The organism is Streptomyces sp. NPDC002265 (assembly GCF_040296125.1).
In the GTDB taxonomy this organism is placed as follows: domain Bacteria; phylum Actinomycetota; class Actinomycetes; order Streptomycetales; family Streptomycetaceae; genus Streptomyces.
Window position 1 is genome coordinate 18,884 of sequence record NZ_JBEOWS010000004.1, and the last position, 16,224, is coordinate 35,107.

Genomic DNA, 16,224 nt, shown 5'->3' on the forward strand with positions numbered 1-16,224 from the left:
CGGGGATGACGGAGAGCCACGACCGGGGAACCCGGCGTCATACGCCCTCTAGGCCCGCGGGCACATCCGTTCTACAGTCTTCTCGGACGGCCCCGGCCGGCCGTGCACTCACCGTGGCCTGCGCAACCTCCCGCGTCGCCCGCCGGGTTACTCCCGCAACCCGTGCGCACGCGGTCGAGGACCGGCCCGGTCGGCGTCTCCAAGGGGGAGCGGGCCGCCGGCCGGGCCCGGTGACCCCCGGTCCGTCCACGGCGCCGGGGACGGCCACGGGGGGCGTGCGCGACGACGGAGGCGTGCGCGACCGGCCGCGCCGCTCCGTACCGGTGGATCGCCCGGTGCCGGGCGTCTCAGATCCGTTCGACGAGATCCGCGATGGAGTCCACGATCTCCGAGGGCCGGTACGGGAAGTCCTCGACCTGCTCGGGCCGGGTCAGCCCGGTGAGCACCAGGAACGTCCGCATCCCGGCCTCCATGCCGGCCAGCACGTCGGTGTCCATCCGGTCGCCGATCATCGCGCTGTTCTCGGAGTGGGCGCCGATCGCATTGAGGCCGGTGCGCATCATCAGCGGATTGGGCTTGCCGGCGAAGTACGGCTTACGGCCGGTCGCCTGGGTGATCAGCGCGGCCACGGCACCGGTGGCGGGCAGCGGGCCCTCGGCGGACGGGCCGGTCTCGTCCGGGTTGGTGCAGATGAAGCGGGCACCGCCGAGGATCAGCCGCACGGCCTTCGTCATCGCCTCGAACGAATACGTCCGGGTCTCGCCGAGCACGACGTAGTCCGGCTCGTGGTCGGTGAGGATGTAGCCGATGTCGTGCAGCGCGGTCGTGAGGCCGGCCTCGCCGATGACGTACGCCGTGCCGCCCGGCCGCTGGTCGTCCAGGAACCGGGCGGTGGCCAGCGCCGAGGTCCAGATGGACTCGACCGGCACCTCCAGGCCCATGCGCCGCAGCCGGGCGTGCAGATCGCGCGGGGTGTAGATCGAGTTGTTGGTCAGCACGAGGAACGGCTTGCCGGACTCGCGGAGTTTCTTGATGAAGGCGTCGGCACCGGGAATCGGGACACCCTCGTGGATCAGCACACCGTCCATGTCGGTGAGCCACGACTCGATGGGCCTGCGGTCTGACATGTGCAAGGTCTCCTGCCGTACGCGGTACGTGAGCCCCAGCCTAGACACAGGCCCGATCTTGCGGAACGGCCTTCCGGTCCGCGGTCAGCGCCGCCTGCGCACCAGTACCAGTACCAGCACACCGCCGGCGAGCAGCAGGGCGAGGGTCGCAGCGAGCACGGCGGCCGGGGCGCCGAGGCCGGTACCGGCGAGCTCCTCGACGAAGGGGACGTCGTCGGCGGAGGCGGAGGCGGCCGGCTCGGCGGAGCCGTTGGATTTGGTGGAGTCGGTGGAGTCGGGCACGGACGCGGACGAGGTGCCCGAGGCGTGGGGCCGCGGGGCGCCGGAGGGGGCTGGGGAACCGGCGGGAGTGCGTGGCGCGGTGTCCGGATCGCTGCCGATGCCGGTCCCGGGGCCGGCGCTCGGGCGGGAGGACGACGCGGCAGGCGGGCGCACGGTGCCGGAGGCGGCGGGGGTGTCGGCGCGCGCGTGCCCACCCGCCTCGGTGTTCGGGTTCGGGTTCGGGTTCGGCTTCGGGTTCGGGTGCGCGTTCGGGTTCGTGTCGGAATGTGTACCCGTACCCGCGTCGGCGTCGGGGCGGGTGTTGGAATCCGCGTCGGCCGCGACGCGGAAGCGGTAGGCGTTCGACTCGCCGACCCAGTCGCCGTCGTCCTTGTGGCGCTGGACCACGGCCGCGTTGACGGTGATGTCCTTGGCCGCCGTGTCGGAGGTGAGGGCGAGCCGGACCTTCACCGTGAGGGACTTGCGCGGGGCCACCGTGAAGCCCGCGAAGTCGTCCGTGCCGTCGTCCTCCGCGTCGAACGCCCCGACCAGTTCGTCCTCGTCGGTCGTCTCGAAGTGGACGCGACGTGGGCGCGTGCCGTCGTAGAACTCCAGGAGCAGTTGGTCGGGCTTCAGGGCGTGCTGCCCGTCGACCAGCACGACGACCGGGTGGATGCCCGCGCAGGGGCGGGTGGTGGTGTTGGTCAGGTCCAGGTACCAGGTGCCGTAACCGCCGCCGGGCTCGTAGGCGCCGGGGCCGCCGCGGATCCGGGTGGTGAGGGGGAAGGCGTTGCCGTCGGAGGTGGCACAGACCGGGTCGGAAGCGGCGCGAACCGCCGAGGCGTTCGCCGCAGCGGCGGTCGCCGTCGATACGGGAAGCAGGGCGGCGGCTGCCGCCAGGCACAGGGAGACGGGGGTGCACGGTCGCATGGTCAAGTGACCCTGCCGGACGAGGACGGCCGGGCCCCGGCGCCATGCCGGGCCGAAGGACGACAGAACTCGAACGAGTGTGCAATTCCGTCCGATCGGCGCACCCCCGGTTGCCGCCTCGGGACTCCGGGGGCGTGGGGCTCCGGCGGATCACGCCGCAGACGCGGGGTCCGGCACGCCCACCTCGGCTGATACGGCACCGCAGCTTTCCTGCGACTTGGTCCGCCGGACAGGCCCTAGGTGTCGTCCCGCCCGAACAGCGGCCCCAGCAGCAACTGGGCCGCCCCTTCCGCCACCGCGCGCGCCCCGCCCGGCGCCACCCGCACCGGCACCGCGCCCTCGGCCGCGCCCCCGCGCCGGGCCCGCGCGTCGAGCACCTCCGCCACGCCGCGCACGAACCGCTCCGGCGCCGCGGCGACCGTACGCCCGCCGAGCAGCACCTGGTCGATGTCGAGCAGCCCCACCAGGTTCGCCGCGCCCGCGCCCAGCACCCGGGCCGCCTCCTCGATGTCGCCGCGCGCCACGGCGCCCAGGCACAGGGCCTCGATGCAGCCGCGGTCGCCGCAGCCGCACGGCGGCCCGTCGAGCTGGATGACCTGGTGCCCGAACTCCCCCGCCCCGGTGCGCGCGCCCCGGTGCACGCCGCCCCCCACGACAAGTCCGGCGCCGAGTCCGGTGCCGAGGTGCAGATAGGCGAAGGAGTCCCCCTCGCCGCCGACGGCCAGTCCGAGCGCCGCCGCGTTGGTGTCCTTGTCGACGACCACCGGCACACCGCCGAGCCGCCGGGCGAGCGCGTCCCGCAGCGGGAATCCGTCCCACTCGGGGAAGCCGGTGACACGGTGCAGTACGCCGTGGGTGTGGTCGAGGGGACCGGGCAGGGCCACGCCGACCCCGAGGAGGGAGCCGGAGCGCCGGGCGGAGGCCAGGAGTTCCGCCTCCCGGGCCACCGCCGCGACCACGGCCTCGCCCCCCGCCCCCAGGTCCAGCGGACCGCCCCGCTCCGCCACCACGCTCCCGGCGAGGTCGACCAGGACGGCCCGTGCCTCGTCCCGGTCCAGGTGCACGCCGACGGCGTACCCCGCCTCGGGCACCAGCCGCAGCACCGTGCGCGGTTTGCCGCCGGTCGACGCGCGCCGCCCCGCCTCCGTCGCCAGCCCCTCGGCCCGCAGCCGGGCGGTGATCTTGCTGACGGCCTGCGGGGTCAGCCCGGTCCGCTCGGCGAGTTCGAGCCTGCTTATGCCGTCCGCGCCCCCGGCCCCCGCCGTGCGCAGCAGGTCGAGGACCAGCGCGGTGTTGTGGCTGCGCAGCGCGAGCAGATTGGCGCCGGCCGTCGCGCCCGTACGGCCGCCGCCGGTCCCGCCACCACCGCCGCTCCCGCTCCCGGTCCCGGTCCCGCCGACCGCGCCACCGCTGTCGGCGCTCCCGCCGCCACTGCCACCCCTGGTCCTGTTCACCCCGCCATTCTCCCCCGCGCTTGCACTTTGGCAACAGCGTTGCGAAAGTAGGGGGCATGACTGCTACCCCCCTCCGCGTGGGCCTGATCGGTTACGGCCTAGCCGGTTCCGTCTTCCACGCTCCGCTGATCGCCGCCACCGAGGGCCTGGTCCTCGACACGGTGGTCACCTCGAACCCCGAGCGCCAGGAACAGGCCCGCAAGGAGTTCCCGGACGTCCACGTCGCCGTGAACGCCGAGGAACTGTTCGACCGCTCCGCCGACCTCGACCTGGTCGTCATCGCCTCGCCGAACAAGACGCACGTCCCGTTCGCCACGGCCGCGCTGAAGGCCGGTCTGCCCGTCGTGATCGACAAGCCGATCGCGGGCACCGCCACCGAGGCCCGCGAGCTGGCGGCCCTCGCCGAGGAGCGCGGCCTGCTCCTGTCCGTGTTCCAGAACCGCCGCTGGGACAACGACTTCCTCACCCTGCGCAGGCTGATCGCCGACGGCGAGCTGGGCGACGTCTGGCGCTTCGAGTCGCGCTTCGAGCGCTGGCGCCCGCAGCTCAAGGGCGGCTGGCGCGAGTCCGGCGACCCGGCGGAGATCGGCGGTCTGCTCTACGACCTCGGCAGCCACGTCGTCGACCAGGCGCTGGTCCTGTTCGGCCCCGTCACGCAGGTGTACGCCGAGTCGGACGTCCGGCGCGCGGGCGCGGCGGCGGACGACGACACCTTCATCGCCCTCACGCACGCGAGCGGCGTCCGCTCCCACCTCTACGTCTCCGCGACGACCGCCCAGCTCGGCCCGCGCTTCCGGGTGCTGGGCTCGCAGGCGGGCTACGTCAAGCACGGTCTGGACCCCCAGGAGGCGGCACTGCGGGACGGCGATCGTCCCGGTGCCGGCTGGGGCACGGAGCCCGAGCAGCTGTGGGGCCGTCTCGGCTCCGGCGAGTCCCCGCTGTCCGGCGGCGGCGCCCCGGTACCGACCCTGCCCGGCGACTACCCCGCGTACTACGCGGCGGTGGCGAAGGCCCTCACCGACGGCGGCCCGAACCCGGTGACCGCGCTGGAGGCGGCCACGGCCCTCGACGTCCTGGAGGCGGCCCGCCGCTCGGCCCGCGACGGTGTGACGGTGAACCTGTGATGAGCGCACGCGAGATCACCCCCCGGTTCGCCCCCGAGATCACCCCGAGCGTGGAGGAACTGGAGGCCCAGGAACGCCGGCTGGTCTTCCGTCAGTTCACCCACGACGACGCCTGGGCCCTCGGCTCGCTCCTGGTGGAGCTGGCCCGGGAGCGCCAGGCCCCGGTCGCCATCGACATCCACCGCGCGGGCCAGCAGCTCTTCCACGCCGCGCTGCCGGGATCCACCCTCGACAACGACGCCTGGATCGCCCGCAAGCGCCGGGTCGTCGAGCGCTACGGCGCGGCGTCCTACCTCGTCGGCGCCCGGTTCCGGGCCAAGGGCACCACGTTCGAGGACTCCTCCCGCCTCGACCCCGACCTGTACGCGGCGCACGGCGGCTCCTTCCCGATCAACGTCGAGGGCGTCGGCGTGATCGGCTCGGTGACGGTCTCCGGGCTGCCGCAGCTGGAGGACCACCGGTTCGTGGTGGCGACGCTGGAGCAGTTCCTGGGCCTGTAGGACCGGTCCGTACGCGGGATTACCGCGCGGCTCCCTCCGGTTGGGACGGACGTGCACGACGATCACGGCACGACACCCATCCGGAGGGAACGGACCCGATGACCGAGTCGACGAACGGCACCCCCACCGTCAAGGAAGCGATCGGCAGGTACGGCGTCTGGAGCACGGGCCTGCGCCCGGAGGACCCGGCCCGGCGCGGCGAGATCGCCGAGGCGGCCGCGGAACTGGAGGAACTCGGCTACGGGGCGGCCTGGCTGGGCGGCAGCAGCGCCCCCCGGCACGCCGGACCGCTCCTCGAAGCGACGTCCCGGCTGGTCGTGGGCACCAGCATCCAGAGCATCTGGCAGTACGAGGCCGACGAGAGCGCGGCCGGGTTCGCCGAGCTGGAGTCGTCCCACCCGGGCCGTTTCGTGCTCGGCCTGGGCGTGAGCCACGCCAGGCTCGCGGAGCAGTACCGCCGTCCGTACTCGGCGCTGGTCACCTATCTGGACGCGCTGGACAAGGCCGGAGTGCCCGCCGGGCGGCGCGTCCTGGCGGCCCTCGGCCCGAGGACCCTGGAGCTGTCCGGGGACCGGGCGGCGGGTGCGATCCCCTACCTCGTCACGCCCGAGCACACCGCGAGCGCCCGCGAACTCCTCGGCGACGGGCCCCTGCTGGCCCCGGAGTTCGCGGTCGTCCCGGAGGCCGACCCGGCCCGCGCCCGCGCCCTGGCCCGTGGGCACCTGGCGCTGTATCTCTCGCTGCCCAACTACACCGGCAACTTCCTGCGCCTGGGCTTCACCGAGGACGACCTGGCCGACGGCGGCAGCGACCGTCTGGTCGACGCGCTGTACGCGTGGGGCGACGAGGAGCGGATCCGGGAGCGGGTCGAGGCCTTCCACCGGGCGGGCGCCGACCATGTGGCGATCCAGGTGGTGGACGCGGGCGCGCGGGACGACCTGCCGCGCGAGGCCTGGCGAAGGCTCGCGGCCGTACTGAAGTAGACGGATCCGACGCGACCGGATCCGAGGTGACCGGATCCGACGCGACCCGATCCGACGCGACCCGATCCGAGGTGACCGGATCCGGGCCCGGCCCCCGCGCCCGCCCGGGCCGGGCCTACGCGTCCTTCAGTTCCTGCCGCTGACGGCCGAGTCCGTCGATCTCCAGCTCCACCACGTCCCCGGCCCGCAGGAACGGCTTCGGTTCGGGCCGCCCCACGGCGACCCCGGCCGGAGTCCCGGTGTTGATGACGTCACCGGGGTACAGGGTCATGAAGTGGCTGACGTAGCGCACCACTTCGCCCACCGGGAAGATCTGCTCGGCGGTCGTCCCGTCCTGTCTCAGCTCCCCGTTGACCCACAGCCGCAGCGAGAGCTCCTGCGGGTCCCCCACCTCGTCGGCGGTGACCAGCCACGGGCCCAGCGGGTTGAACGTCTCGCAGTTCTTCCCCTTGTCCCAGGTCCCGCCCCGTTCCATCTGGAACTCGCGCTCGGACACGTCGTGCGCCACCGCGTACCCCGCGACATGGGCGAGCCCCGCCTGCGCCGACTCCAGATAGCGGGCGGTCCGTCCGATGACGACGGCCAGCTCCACCTCGTGGTCCGTCTTGGTGGAGCCACGCGGCACGAGAACCGTGTCGTTCGGCCCCACGACCGTGTCCGGCGCCTTGAAGAAGACGACGGGCTCGGTGGGCGGCTGGACCCCCATCTCCCGGGAGTGGTCGTGGTAGTTCATCCCGATGCACACGATCTTGCCGATCCGCCCCAGCGGCGGCCCGACGCGCAGCCCGGCCGGGTCCAGCACCGGCAGCCCGCCGTCGCCCTCGGAGGCTTCGGCGGCGGCGCGGATCCGGTCGAGTGCGGCGTCGTCGGCGAGCAGCGCCCCGTCGATGTCGGTGACGAGACCCGACAGGTCCCGCAGGACGCCTCCGGCGTCGAGCAGCGCGGGCCGCTCCGCGCCCGCCGTCCCCACTCGCAGCAGCTTCATGGTCACCGTCTCCTTCGCTCGCGGGCGCCCGGCCGACAGGTGCGGCCATCGAAGAACCGGTCGATCATCCAAGGTCCGCATCCAGTCCGCAAGACCGTGTTCACGGACCGGACCGAACCGGACCGAACCGGATGGAACCGAACCGGTACGGCCGGGCGGACCGTCAGCGGTACAGCACCGCCCGTTCCACCGCGCTCCAGGCCGTGCTGGTCACCATGTACAGCGCGGCGGCCAGCGGCATGACGGCCACGGTGAAGAGCGTGAGGAAGGACATGAACGGTGCGACCTTGCCGACCGCGCCGAGACCGGGCAGCTGCCCGTCCGCGCCACCCCCGCCGCCGGCCCCGGCCGTGGCACCGGCACCGGCCGTGGCGTCCGCCGCGGCCATCTGCTTCGTACGGCGGTAGTTGAAGGTCGCGACGGCGGCGACGACCGCGAAGAGGGCGAGGTACACGACCCCCGCGGCTCCGAACACCCCGCCGTCGGCCAGGGCGTCGGCCCAGCGGCCGCCCAGGGGCGCGGCGAACAGCCGGTGGTCCAGCAGGCCGTTGGGGGCACCGCCGATCGTCCGGTTCGAGAACAGGTGGTACAGCAGGAAGAACGCGGGCAGTTGGAGCAGGCTCGGCAAAAGGCCGGACAGCGGCGACACCTTTTCCTCGGCGTGCAGTTCCAGTACCGCCTGCCGGAGCTTCTCGGGGTTCTTCGCGTGCCGTCTGCGCAGTTCGGCGATCCGCGGTTGCAGTGCGGCCCGGGCCCGCCCGCCGCGGGCCGCGGCCCGGGACAGGGGGTGCACGAGCAGTCGTACCAGAGCGGTGAACAGGACGATGGCGGCGGCGGCGGCCGCGCAGGCGTGGAAGAGCGGTTCGAGCAGATCGGCGAGCTGCTCGACGAGGTGCGCGAAAACGGACATGGCTGAGCCCTCCGGGGTCTCGTCGTGCCGGAAGCGGGTGGCTGTACGACGGCATGACGATCCGGGCGGGGCACGTCGGAGGGTGCGGGGTCACCGGAGAAGGGAAGTGCGGTGCCCCGGTCTTGCCCGGCCGGCGTGTCCTACGCGGAGATCGTCGGGAGGGCGGTGCCAGGGGCCCTGGGCCTGCGCCGGCCGGGGGCGTCGGGGTCGCGCTGGGGCAGGAACGCCGTACGGCGGGCCCGGTCGCGGATGGCCGTACGCACCCGGGTGGGCGGCACGGCGGGTGCGCAGCGCGCGGCGAGGCGGGAGCAGAGACAGAGGGCGGACGCGGCCGCGGCGGTCGCGGCGAGCGCGACGGCGGCCGGGAGACTGCCGGTGTCCAGCAGCGCGATCTGGAGCAGCAGGACCAGCAGCACGGCGAGCGGGCGCACGGCGGCGCGGCTGCGGATCATCGCCCCTTCTCCTCTCGCCCTCTCGTACCCACGTATGCCCTGCCGATCGTAGACGTGCCCTGCCGGTCGTGCGTGTGCCGTGCCGGCCGTACGTGTGCCCTGCCGGCCGTACGCGATCCGCCGGAGGGGATCCGTCAGGCGGGATCCGCGCCGGCAGGCTGCGCACCTGCGGGTTCCGCGCCGACGGGTTCCACGGCGAGGGGTTCCAGCAGCCGCTTGGGCTTCAGCAGGGCCCGGCTGACCGGGTCCGCCGGGTCCGGGTCGAGATCCGGTCCCGGCACCGTGAAGACGTCGGAAACGGGTACGACGGTTGCGCAGGCGGGGCATTCGCCGTACGAGCCGAGTTCCGTGCCGCAGTCGGCGTGCCGGAACTCGCGCAGCAGCGACCCGTCGACGTTCTCGCGCCCCCACCGGCCGAGCGAGCGCAGCACCGGCCACAGGGACACGCCGCGCTCGGTGAGGACGTACTCGTCGCGCGGCGGCGACTCCTGGTAGCGGCGCTTCTCCAGGATCCCCTCGGCCAGCAGCGACTGCAGGCGGGAGGCGAGGACCGCGCGCGGGATGCCGAGGTGGACGAGGAAGTCGTTGTAGCGCCGTACGCCGTACAGGGCGTCGCGGACGACCAGCAGCGTCCAGCGTTCACCGATGATCTCCAGTGCTCGGGCGATCGAGCACTCCTGCGATGCGTAGTCCTTGCCCAGTGCCATGACGTCCACTGTAGCCACTTTTCCTCATGATGGTTCAATGACCGAACCATGGATGCTACGGTCGGAGACATCAGTAAGTTCAATGACCGAACTCGCACGGTTGCCGCCTCCCCGGAAGGACGCCATGACCACGCTCGACCCCACCGCCACGACCACCGGCACCGCCGCCGTCGCGGCCACCGGCGCGGTGCGCGGGCAGCGCCCGGACCCGCCCGCACGCCCCCGCGCGACCCTGGCCCTGACCAGCGCCGCGACCGCCGTGGCGCTGATGACGTACACCGCGCCGACGGTCACGCTCCCCGACCTGGCCGCCGACCTGCACACCGCTCCCTCCGCCCAGGCCTGGCTGCTCAACGGCACCCCGCTGGGCCTGGCCGCCCTGCTCCTGGTCGCCGGCAGCCTCGCCGACGACTACGGCCGCCGCCGGATCTTCGTGGCCGGCACGCTCGCCCTCGGCCTCACCACCGCACTCGGCGCGCTCGCCGGCTCGACCTGGCTGTTCACCCTGGCCCGGGTCGCCCAGGGCGCGGCGAGCGCGGCCCTGCTCGCCAGCAGCCTGGGACTGCTCGTGCACGCCTTCCCCACCCCACGCGGCCGGCTGCACGCGACCGGCGTGTGGGGCGCGTTCGTCAGCGGCGGCATCGCCGTCGGCCCGCTGCTCACCGGGGCGCTGCCCGACTGGCGGCTGGGCTACGCCGTCCTGGCCACCGCCGCCCTGGTCGTGGCCGGCCTCTCGGCGCGCACCCTGACCGAGTCGCGCGCCCCGCGCGGCGGCCGCCCCGACCTGCTCGGCGCGGTGACCTTCGGGCTGGCGCTGGTCGCCCTCGTCGCGGCGCTCACCCTGGGCCGGGACGGCTGGCTGCGCGCGCCGGTCGGCCTGCTGCTGGCCGCGTTCGTGCTGCTGACCGGCGCCTTCACCCTGGTCGAACGTCGCTCCGCCACCCCGATGATCGACCTCGCGCTGCTGCGCAGGCCCCGCTTCCTCGCCTCCTCGGCGGGCGGCCTGTTCACCGGCCTCGCCGTCATCGGCCTGTTCAGCTTCCTGCCGACGCTGCTGCAACGCTCCCTCGGACTCTCCCCGCTGGAGACGGCGTGGCTGTTCCTGCTCTGGTCCGGGCTGTCCTTCACGGTCGCGTTGCAGGCCCGGCGGCTCGCGGGCCGGATGGCTTCGCGCCACCAGCTGGTCCTCGGCTTCATGCTGCACGCGGTCGGCGTGCTGGCCATGCTCGGCGCGCTCGACGCGGGCTCCTGGCCGCGCCTGCTGCCCGGTCTGCTGATCGCGGGTGTGGGCAGCGGCCTGCTCAACGCCGCCCTGCCGCTGCTCTCGGTCGAGTCCGTACCGGCCCAGCGGGCCGCGATGGGCTCGGGGGCGCAGCAGACCTTCCGCTACATCGGCTCCTGCGCGGGCGTGGCCCTGACGATCGCGATCGCCACCTCGGCCGGCAGCCTGGCGCACGGCGCGGACATCGCCATGGTGGTGTCGGCGGTCCTCGCGGCGGTCGGCGCGGTCAGCGTGGCCGCATGGAAGTGAGCGTGCCCCACACCACCAGCCGGTAGCGGGAGGTGTACTCCGGGGTGCACGTCGTGAGGGTGATGTAGAAGCCGGGGCCGCGGTAGCCGTAGCCGGGCCGCACCAGGCTGCGGGGTACGGGGGCGATGACACCGGAGTCACGCGCCGAGGTCTCCGGCAGCGTCCGGTCGACGGTGTACGTGTAGACGGCGCCGGCGGTCTCCACCCGGACCTCGTCGCCCTTCCGCAGCCGGTCCAGGTGCCGGAACGGCTCGCCGTGGGTGTTGCGGTGCCCGGCGACGGCGAAGTTGCCCGCCCGGCCCGGCTGTTGGGTACCGGGATAGTGGCCGACGTAGCCCTTGTCGAGCACGTCGCGCTTGCCGGTGCCCTCGGCGACGGGGACGCGCAGATGCAGGCGGGGGATGCCGAGGACCGCGTAGGCCTGGGACCAGCGGGGTGCCGTGGCCTGCCGGGCGGCGGTGGAGCCGTGGCCGCGGGACCCGGCCGACTCGGGGTCCGTGCGGCCGGGGGCCGTTCCGGAACCGGCGGCACCACTGCCCGCGGACGGATCCGTCTCCGTGTCCCACTGCCGTTCCAGCGCCTGCACCTTGCGGTCGGCGCCCTGCCGGGCCTCGCGGTTGGTCCACCACAGCTGGTGGACGACGAGAAGCAGCAGCACGAGCCCTGCGGTGACGAGGAGTTCGCCCGTCCCCCACAGCGCGCGCCGCAGCCGGGCACGGCGGCGCCGGGTGCTGTGCCGCACGACCCGCGAGCGCAGCCGCAGGCGGGGCCAGGTCCACGCCCGCAGGGGTGGACGCGTACCCGTCCGTGTACGTGGACTCGTACGCACGCGGGCACTCGCAGGCACACCGGAACTCACAGGCACACGGGAACCCGTACGCACACGGGAACCCGTACGCACGCGGGAACTCGTACGCATCCGCACGCCGTCACCTCCGCCCGCCGGGGCCGACCGCAGGACAGACGGCCGCAAGATAGACGGCCGCGGCCGAAGTCTCCAGGCCCACGCACCATCGACCACGCACCCACGGCCTGCGCACCCCTGCCGTTCGCCCCCGGGCCCCCGGCCTCAGCCCCCGGCCCCCGACTCCCACGAACGGCCGCACCGGCGCGCGCCCGGCCGCGGGCTCGGGCAGGCTGGCCATGGCGGAAGCCCGAGCCGGCTGCCGGAACCTGCCGGAACCCCAGGACGCACGGGAGTGGTGTGCCATGCCCTTCGACCCCGACTCCGACCCCTCCGCCGTCTCGGGCACCGCCGCACCGCCCCCGCCCGTGAGGTTCTGGCCCGTCGACGACCTGCCCGCCCTCGACCCCGACCCCTTTCTCGACGAGCTGCTGCGCGACGAGCCGGTCAGCCGGATCCGGCTGCCGCACGGCGAGGGGCACGCCTGGCTGGTGACCCGCTACGAGGACGTCCGGTTCGTCGTCTCCGACCCGCGCTTCTCCCGCGCACAGCTCGTCGGCCGCCCGGTGACCACCATGCGGCCCACGCCGGTGGCGTCCCAGACGGCCGGGCTCCAGTACATCGACGCGCCCCGGCACACCGAGCTGCGCCGGGTCGTCGCCCGCGCGTTCACCGGCCGGAGCATGATGCGGCTGCGCCCGATGGCCGAGCGCACGGCCGCCGGGCTGCTCGACGCGATGGAGTCGGCGGGTCCCCCGGCCGACCTCATGCAGCAGCTGCACGGCCCGTTCCCGATCGCCGTGATCCGCGACTTCCTCGGGGTGGACGAGAGCGACTGGCACAGCTGGGCGCAGACCGGCGAGGCCCTGCTGTCCGCGGGCGCGGACTCCGAGGAGCGCGCGGCGGCGGCCCGGGCGGCGACCCGCGCCCGCATCGTCGACCTGCTCGACCGCCGGCGCGAGGACCCCCGGGACGACCTGGCCGGCGTCCTCGCGCAGGCCGCCGCCACGGGCGAGATCACGGACGACGAGGCGGTGTCCCTGGCCATGGCCATCCAGGTCAGCGGGGGTCACGCCGTACGGAACAACAGCGGCTCCATGATGTACGCGCTGCTCACCCACCCCGAGCAACTCCAGCGGCTGCGCCGCGATCCCGAGCTGCTCCCGAAGGCGGTCGACGAGCTGTTCCGCTACGTACCCCACCGCAACGGCGTCGGCATCCCCCGCATCGCCACCGAGGACGTGACGGTCGGCGGTCATGTGATCCGGGCGGGCGAGGTGGTCTACAACGCCTATGTCGCCGCCAACCGCGATCCCGGCGTCTTCCCCGACCCCGACGCCCTCGACTTCGACCGCACCGGTGCCGGTCATGTCGCCTTCGGGCACGGCCCGCATCACTGCCTGGCCGCCATCATGGCCCGGATGGAGGCCGAGGTGATCATCAGCTCGGTGCTGGACCGCTTCCCCGGCATCCGGCTCGCCGTACCCGCACGGGAGGTGGAGTTCCAGCTCCAGGGACTCATCCGCGGACCGCGGACGCTCCCGGTCACCTGGTGACCCCCGACGCCCGGTGGGCCGCCCGTCCGCCTGGCGGTCCACCGGGCGTCAGACCGTCCGGAGTCCGGCTTCCTCCATAGGTTTGAGAAAGGGCTGTCAGAACGCTCGACAACCCACGCGTCACACCCGATGCTTCCTGTTGCCATGAACGGGACAGGCACCAACACCGGTTCGCCAACCGGTAGTTGAGGGAATCGGAGACGCGAATGATCCGACGCAGAACCCTGCTGGCCGCGGCGGGAGCCGGAGTCCTCGGCAGCACCCTGGCGACGGGCACCGCCCGCGCCGACGCCACGATCGCCGTGAACCCCTCGGTGGGTTACGGCACTTGGGAGGGCTGGGGCACCTCGCTGGCCTGGTGGGCCAACGTCTTCGGTGCCCGGGACGACTTCGCCGACGTCTTCTTCACCACCAAGTCGGTGACGTACAACGGCAAGTCCCTGCCCGGCCTCGGCCTCAACATCGCCCGCTACAACCTGGGCGCGTGCAGCTGGAACAGCGTCGGCGGCGAGAGCATGACGGCCTCCGCCGACATCCCCGCCTTCAAGCAGATCGAGGGCTACTGGCAGGACTGGAACAACGAGGACCCGACCTCCGCGGCCTGGAAGTGGACGGCGGACGCGACCCAGCGGGCGATGCTGGTCAAGGCCACCGCCCGGGGCGCGACGACCGAGCTGTTCGCGAACTCCCCGATGTGGTGGATGTGCCTGAACCACAACCCGTCGGGCGCGGCCGACGGCGGCAACAACCTCCAGTCCTGGAACTACCGCCAGCACGCCTCCCACCTGGCCGCGGTGGCGCTGTACGCGAAGTCGAACTGGGGGGTGAACTTCGCGACGGTCGACCCCTTCAACGAGCCCAGCTCCGGCTGGTGGACGGCGACCGGCACCCAGGAGGGCTGCCACATGGACGCCACCGTCCAGGCGGCCGTACTGCCCTACCTGCGCAGCGAGTTGGACAAGCGTGGCCTGACGGGTACGAGGATCTCGGCGTCGGACGAGACGAGTTACGACCTGGCCCGCACGACCTGGAACTCCTTCAGCTCGACGACGAAGGGGTACGTGAACCGGGTCAACGTCCACGGCTACCAGGGCTCGGGCGGCCGCCGCGACCTCCTCTACACCGACGTGGTGACGACGGCGGGCAAGGCTCTGTGGAACTCGGAGACCGGCGACAACGACGGCACCGGCCTGACCCTGGCGAGCAACCTGCTCTACGACTTCCGCTGGCTGCACCCGACCGCCTGGGTCTACTGGCAGGTCATGGACCCGTCCACGAACTGGGCGATGATCGCGTACGACGCCGACACCCTGGCGGCGGGCGCGGTGACGACCAAGTACTACGTGATGGCCCAGTTCAGCCGGCACATCCGCCCCGGGATGAAGATCGTCGACACGGGCGTGAGCTACGCGGCCGCCGCCTACGACGCGAGCGCGAAACGTCTGGTGATCGTCGCCGCGAACACCGCCGCCTCGGCCCAGACCCTGACCTTCGACCTGTCCCGCTTCACCACCGTGACCGGCGGTTCGGGCGGTCTGGTCCCCCGCTGGAACACCCTCACCACCGGCGGCGGCGACCTCTACACCGCCCACTCGGACACGTATCTGAGCGGGAAGTCGGTGAGCCTGCCGTTCGCGGCGAAGTCGGTGCAGACGCTCCAGGTGGACGGCGTCACCGTGTAGCACCGGCACCCTTCCGGGCCCGGCGCCCTGGCCAGCAGATATCTCACCTTCGGCCGGGCCCGGCAGTACGGTGTCCACCATGCGCCCCGACACGCCTGCCGAGAACGTCGACCACACCACCGAAGCGGCACGCCTGGAGCGGACCGCCGGCCTGTATCCCGAGGACGCCGAAGCCCTGCTGTTGCAGGCCGCGGCCCACCTGGAACTGGCCGGCGACCGCCCCGCCGCGTCCACCCTCTACGACCGTCTGCTGAGCACGTCAGACCCGCTCGACAACCCCCACCTGGTCCGCGCCCTGAAGGCCTCGAACCTCTGGGAGTACGGCCACGAGGCGGAGGCGCGGGCGATCATCGACGGCATCCGCACGGCCGCCCCGCGCGACCCGGCCCCCTGGGTGATCGTGGCGGAGTCCCTGGAGTCCCACGACGAGCTGGAGGCGGCGCAGGAGACGTTCACGGAGGGCGTGCGGCTCGTCCTCACGGACACCTCGGAGCCCCCGTACGCCACCCACCCGCTGCTTTTCGGCCGCCACCGGGTACGCCGGATGCTGGGCGTGGCACACGACGACTGGGACACCCTGGCCGACTCCCTGAACTCGTCCCCGATCCCCCTGGACGAACTCCACGACCCCAAGCGCGTCTGGTCGCTGGGCTCCGACAACCCCGAGGAGCTGGCGGCGGAGATCTCCCGCCTGCGCGCCGAACTCGGCACCTACCGCGAGGCCCTCTCCCGCCCCTTCCCGGTCGCGGTCCTGCACTGGCCGACCCAGGAACTGACCGAACTCCTCGCCGCCTATCCGCCCCTGGCCGCGGAGTACCCCTCCCACGAGGAACACCTCGCGACGATAGAGGCGTCCCTGCGCGAGCTGTCCGCGTCCGGCACCCCGAACCTGGGCATCGTCACCGGCACGGTCCCCTCCTACGAGGCCTTCGCCGCCTCGGAAGCCACCACCCCGTCCGACTCCGCCCTCCTCCCCCAGTACGCCACCACCCTGGCAGCCCGAGGCCGAGCCATCGTCTGGCCGCCGCAACGGGGGGCGATGTGCTGGTGCGGGTCGGGGCGGGGGTACGAGGGGTGTCACGGGATCCCGGCGCCGTGAGTCCGGGCGGGCTCACGCC

Annotated in this window: 15 protein-coding genes; 7 read left to right on the forward strand and 8 right to left on the reverse strand. The window is 73.3% G+C overall.

Annotated elements, in window-relative coordinates:
* Window positions 1–347: 347 nt before the first annotated feature.
* The 3 genes from ABT085_RS01330 to ABT085_RS01340 all read right to left on the reverse strand — a co-directional run bounded on the left by ABT085_RS01330 (window position 348) and on the right by ABT085_RS01340 (window position 3,772).
* On the reverse strand, window positions 348–1,127 hold the full coding sequence (locus ABT085_RS01330; RefSeq protein ID WP_351600290.1) for an HAD-IIA family hydrolase: 780 nt from the start codon (window positions 1,125–1,127) through the stop codon (window positions 348–350).
* An 84-nt stretch (window positions 1,128–1,211) separates the two neighbouring features.
* Window positions 1,212–2,318, reverse strand: coding sequence for a hypothetical protein (locus ABT085_RS01335; protein ID WP_351600292.1), 1,107 nt, complete (start codon window positions 2,316–2,318; stop codon window positions 1,212–1,214).
* A 236-nt stretch (window positions 2,319–2,554) separates the two neighbouring features.
* On the reverse strand, window positions 2,555–3,772 hold the full coding sequence (locus tag ABT085_RS01340) for an ROK family transcriptional regulator (RefSeq protein ID WP_502982587.1): 1,218 nt from the start codon (window positions 3,770–3,772) through the stop codon (window positions 2,555–2,557).
* A gap of 56 nt (window positions 3,773–3,828) precedes the next feature.
* On the opposite strand from ABT085_RS01340, the gene ABT085_RS01345 reads away from it, so the two are divergent.
* The 3 genes from ABT085_RS01345 (at window position 3,829) to ABT085_RS01355 (ending at window position 6,379) form a co-directional block, all read left to right on the forward strand.
* Window positions 3,829–4,896 (forward strand): Gfo/Idh/MocA family protein, encoded by a 1,068-nt coding sequence (locus tag ABT085_RS01345; RefSeq protein WP_351600294.1) that lies wholly within the window; start codon window positions 3,829–3,831, stop codon window positions 4,894–4,896.
* Window positions 4,896–5,396: a heme-degrading domain-containing protein gene (locus tag ABT085_RS01350; protein ID WP_351600296.1), complete on the forward strand. Its 501-nt coding sequence runs from the start codon at window positions 4,896–4,898 to the stop codon at window positions 5,394–5,396. Before ABT085_RS01345 ends, ABT085_RS01350 begins: the two co-directional genes overlap by 1 nt.
* A 98-nt stretch (window positions 5,397–5,494) precedes the next feature.
* Entirely contained in the window at window positions 5,495–6,379 is an 885-nt protein-coding gene (locus tag ABT085_RS01355; protein ID WP_351600298.1) for an LLM class F420-dependent oxidoreductase, read from the forward strand.
* Window positions 6,380–6,494: 115 nt separating this feature from the next.
* Here the strand turns inward: ABT085_RS01355 and ABT085_RS01360 are convergent, their stop codons facing one another.
* The 4 genes from ABT085_RS01360 to ABT085_RS01375 all read right to left on the reverse strand — a co-directional run bounded on the left by ABT085_RS01360 (window position 6,495) and on the right by ABT085_RS01375 (window position 9,433).
* Window positions 6,495–7,364, reverse strand: a complete 870-nt coding sequence (locus ABT085_RS01360) for a fumarylacetoacetate hydrolase family protein (protein ID WP_351600300.1) — start codon at window positions 7,362–7,364, stop codon at window positions 6,495–6,497.
* 163 nt (window positions 7,365–7,527) lie between these two features.
* A complete protein-coding gene (gene yidC / locus ABT085_RS01365; protein ID WP_351600302.1) occupies window positions 7,528–8,274 on the reverse strand; it encodes a membrane protein insertase YidC in 747 nt (248 codons plus the stop codon).
* A gap of 140 nt (window positions 8,275–8,414) precedes the next feature.
* Entirely contained in the window at window positions 8,415–8,726 is a 312-nt protein-coding gene (locus tag ABT085_RS01370) for a DUF6412 domain-containing protein (RefSeq protein WP_351600304.1), read from the reverse strand.
* 134 nt (window positions 8,727–8,860) lie between these two features.
* Complete coding sequence (locus tag ABT085_RS01375) at window positions 8,861–9,433, reverse strand: winged helix-turn-helix transcriptional regulator (RefSeq protein ID WP_351600306.1); 573 nt, start codon at window positions 9,431–9,433, stop codon at window positions 8,861–8,863.
* Window positions 9,434–9,557: 124 nt separating this feature from the next.
* Here ABT085_RS01375 and ABT085_RS01380 point away from each other — a divergent pair, with 124 nt between their 5' ends.
* Window positions 9,558–10,964 carry an MFS transporter gene (locus tag ABT085_RS01380; protein WP_351600308.1) on the forward strand — a complete coding sequence of 469 codons (1,407 nt, stop codon included), beginning with the start codon at window positions 9,558–9,560 and terminating at the stop codon, window positions 10,962–10,964.
* Here ABT085_RS01380 and ABT085_RS01385 read toward each other — a convergent pair.
* Window positions 10,942–11,721 carry a class E sortase gene (locus ABT085_RS01385; RefSeq protein ID WP_351600397.1) on the reverse strand — a complete coding sequence of 260 codons (780 nt, stop codon included), beginning with the start codon at window positions 11,719–11,721 and terminating at the stop codon, window positions 10,942–10,944. The two genes, ABT085_RS01380 and ABT085_RS01385, sit on opposite strands and share 23 nt — an antisense overlap.
* A gap of 452 nt (window positions 11,722–12,173) precedes the next feature.
* On the opposite strand from ABT085_RS01385, the gene ABT085_RS01390 reads away from it, so the two are divergent.
* The 3 genes from ABT085_RS01390 (at window position 12,174) to ABT085_RS01400 (ending at window position 16,205) form a co-directional block, all read left to right on the forward strand.
* Window positions 12,174–13,424: a cytochrome P450 gene (locus tag ABT085_RS01390; RefSeq protein ID WP_351600310.1), complete on the forward strand. Its 1,251-nt coding sequence runs from the start codon at window positions 12,174–12,176 to the stop codon at window positions 13,422–13,424.
* A 206-nt stretch (window positions 13,425–13,630) separates the two neighbouring features.
* Window positions 13,631–15,106 (forward strand): glycoside hydrolase, encoded by a 1,476-nt coding sequence (locus tag ABT085_RS01395; protein ID WP_351600312.1) that lies wholly within the window; start codon window positions 13,631–13,633, stop codon window positions 15,104–15,106.
* A gap of 79 nt (window positions 15,107–15,185) precedes the next feature.
* The gene (locus tag ABT085_RS01400; protein ID WP_351600314.1) at window positions 15,186–16,205 is read left to right on the forward strand and encodes an SEC-C domain-containing protein; all 1,020 of its coding nucleotides are present in this window, start codon (window positions 15,186–15,188) and stop codon (window positions 16,203–16,205) included.
* The last annotated feature ends 19 nt before the right edge of the window (window positions 16,206–16,224 follow it).

Bases quoted from the DNA above. Each gene is read 5' to 3' on its own strand.
- ABT085_RS01375 (WP_351600306.1), bottom strand. From the start codon at position 9,433: ATGGCACTGGGCAAGGACTACGCATCGCAGGAGTGCTCGATCGCCCGA.
- ABT085_RS01355 (WP_351600298.1), top strand. From the start codon at position 5,495: ATGACCGAGTCGACGAACGGCACCCCCACCGTCAAGGAAGCGATCGGC.
- ABT085_RS01370 (WP_351600304.1), bottom strand. From the start codon at position 8,726: ATGATCCGCAGCCGCGCCGCCGTGCGCCCGCTCGCCGTGCTGCTGGTC.
- ABT085_RS01345 (WP_351600294.1), top strand. From the start codon at position 3,829: ATGACTGCTACCCCCCTCCGCGTGGGCCTGATCGGTTACGGCCTAGCC.
- ABT085_RS01380 (WP_351600308.1), top strand. From the start codon at position 9,558: ATGACCACGCTCGACCCCACCGCCACGACCACCGGCACCGCCGCCGTC.
- ABT085_RS01390 (WP_351600310.1), top strand. From the start codon at position 12,174: ATGCCCTTCGACCCCGACTCCGACCCCTCCGCCGTCTCGGGCACCGCC.
- ABT085_RS01330 (WP_351600290.1), bottom strand. From the start codon at position 1,127: ATGTCAGACCGCAGGCCCATCGAGTCGTGGCTCACCGACATGGACGGT.
- yidC (WP_351600302.1), bottom strand. From the start codon at position 8,274: ATGTCCGTTTTCGCGCACCTCGTCGAGCAGCTCGCCGATCTGCTCGAA.
- ABT085_RS01335 (WP_351600292.1), bottom strand. From the start codon at position 2,318: ATGCGACCGTGCACCCCCGTCTCCCTGTGCCTGGCGGCAGCCGCCGCC.
- ABT085_RS01395 (WP_351600312.1), top strand. From the start codon at position 13,631: ATGATCCGACGCAGAACCCTGCTGGCCGCGGCGGGAGCCGGAGTCCTC.
- ABT085_RS01400 (WP_351600314.1), top strand. From the start codon at position 15,186: ATGCGCCCCGACACGCCTGCCGAGAACGTCGACCACACCACCGAAGCG.
- ABT085_RS01360 (WP_351600300.1), bottom strand. From the start codon at position 7,364: ATGAAGCTGCTGCGAGTGGGGACGGCGGGCGCGGAGCGGCCCGCGCTG.
- ABT085_RS01350 (WP_351600296.1), top strand. From the start codon at position 4,896: ATGAGCGCACGCGAGATCACCCCCCGGTTCGCCCCCGAGATCACCCCG.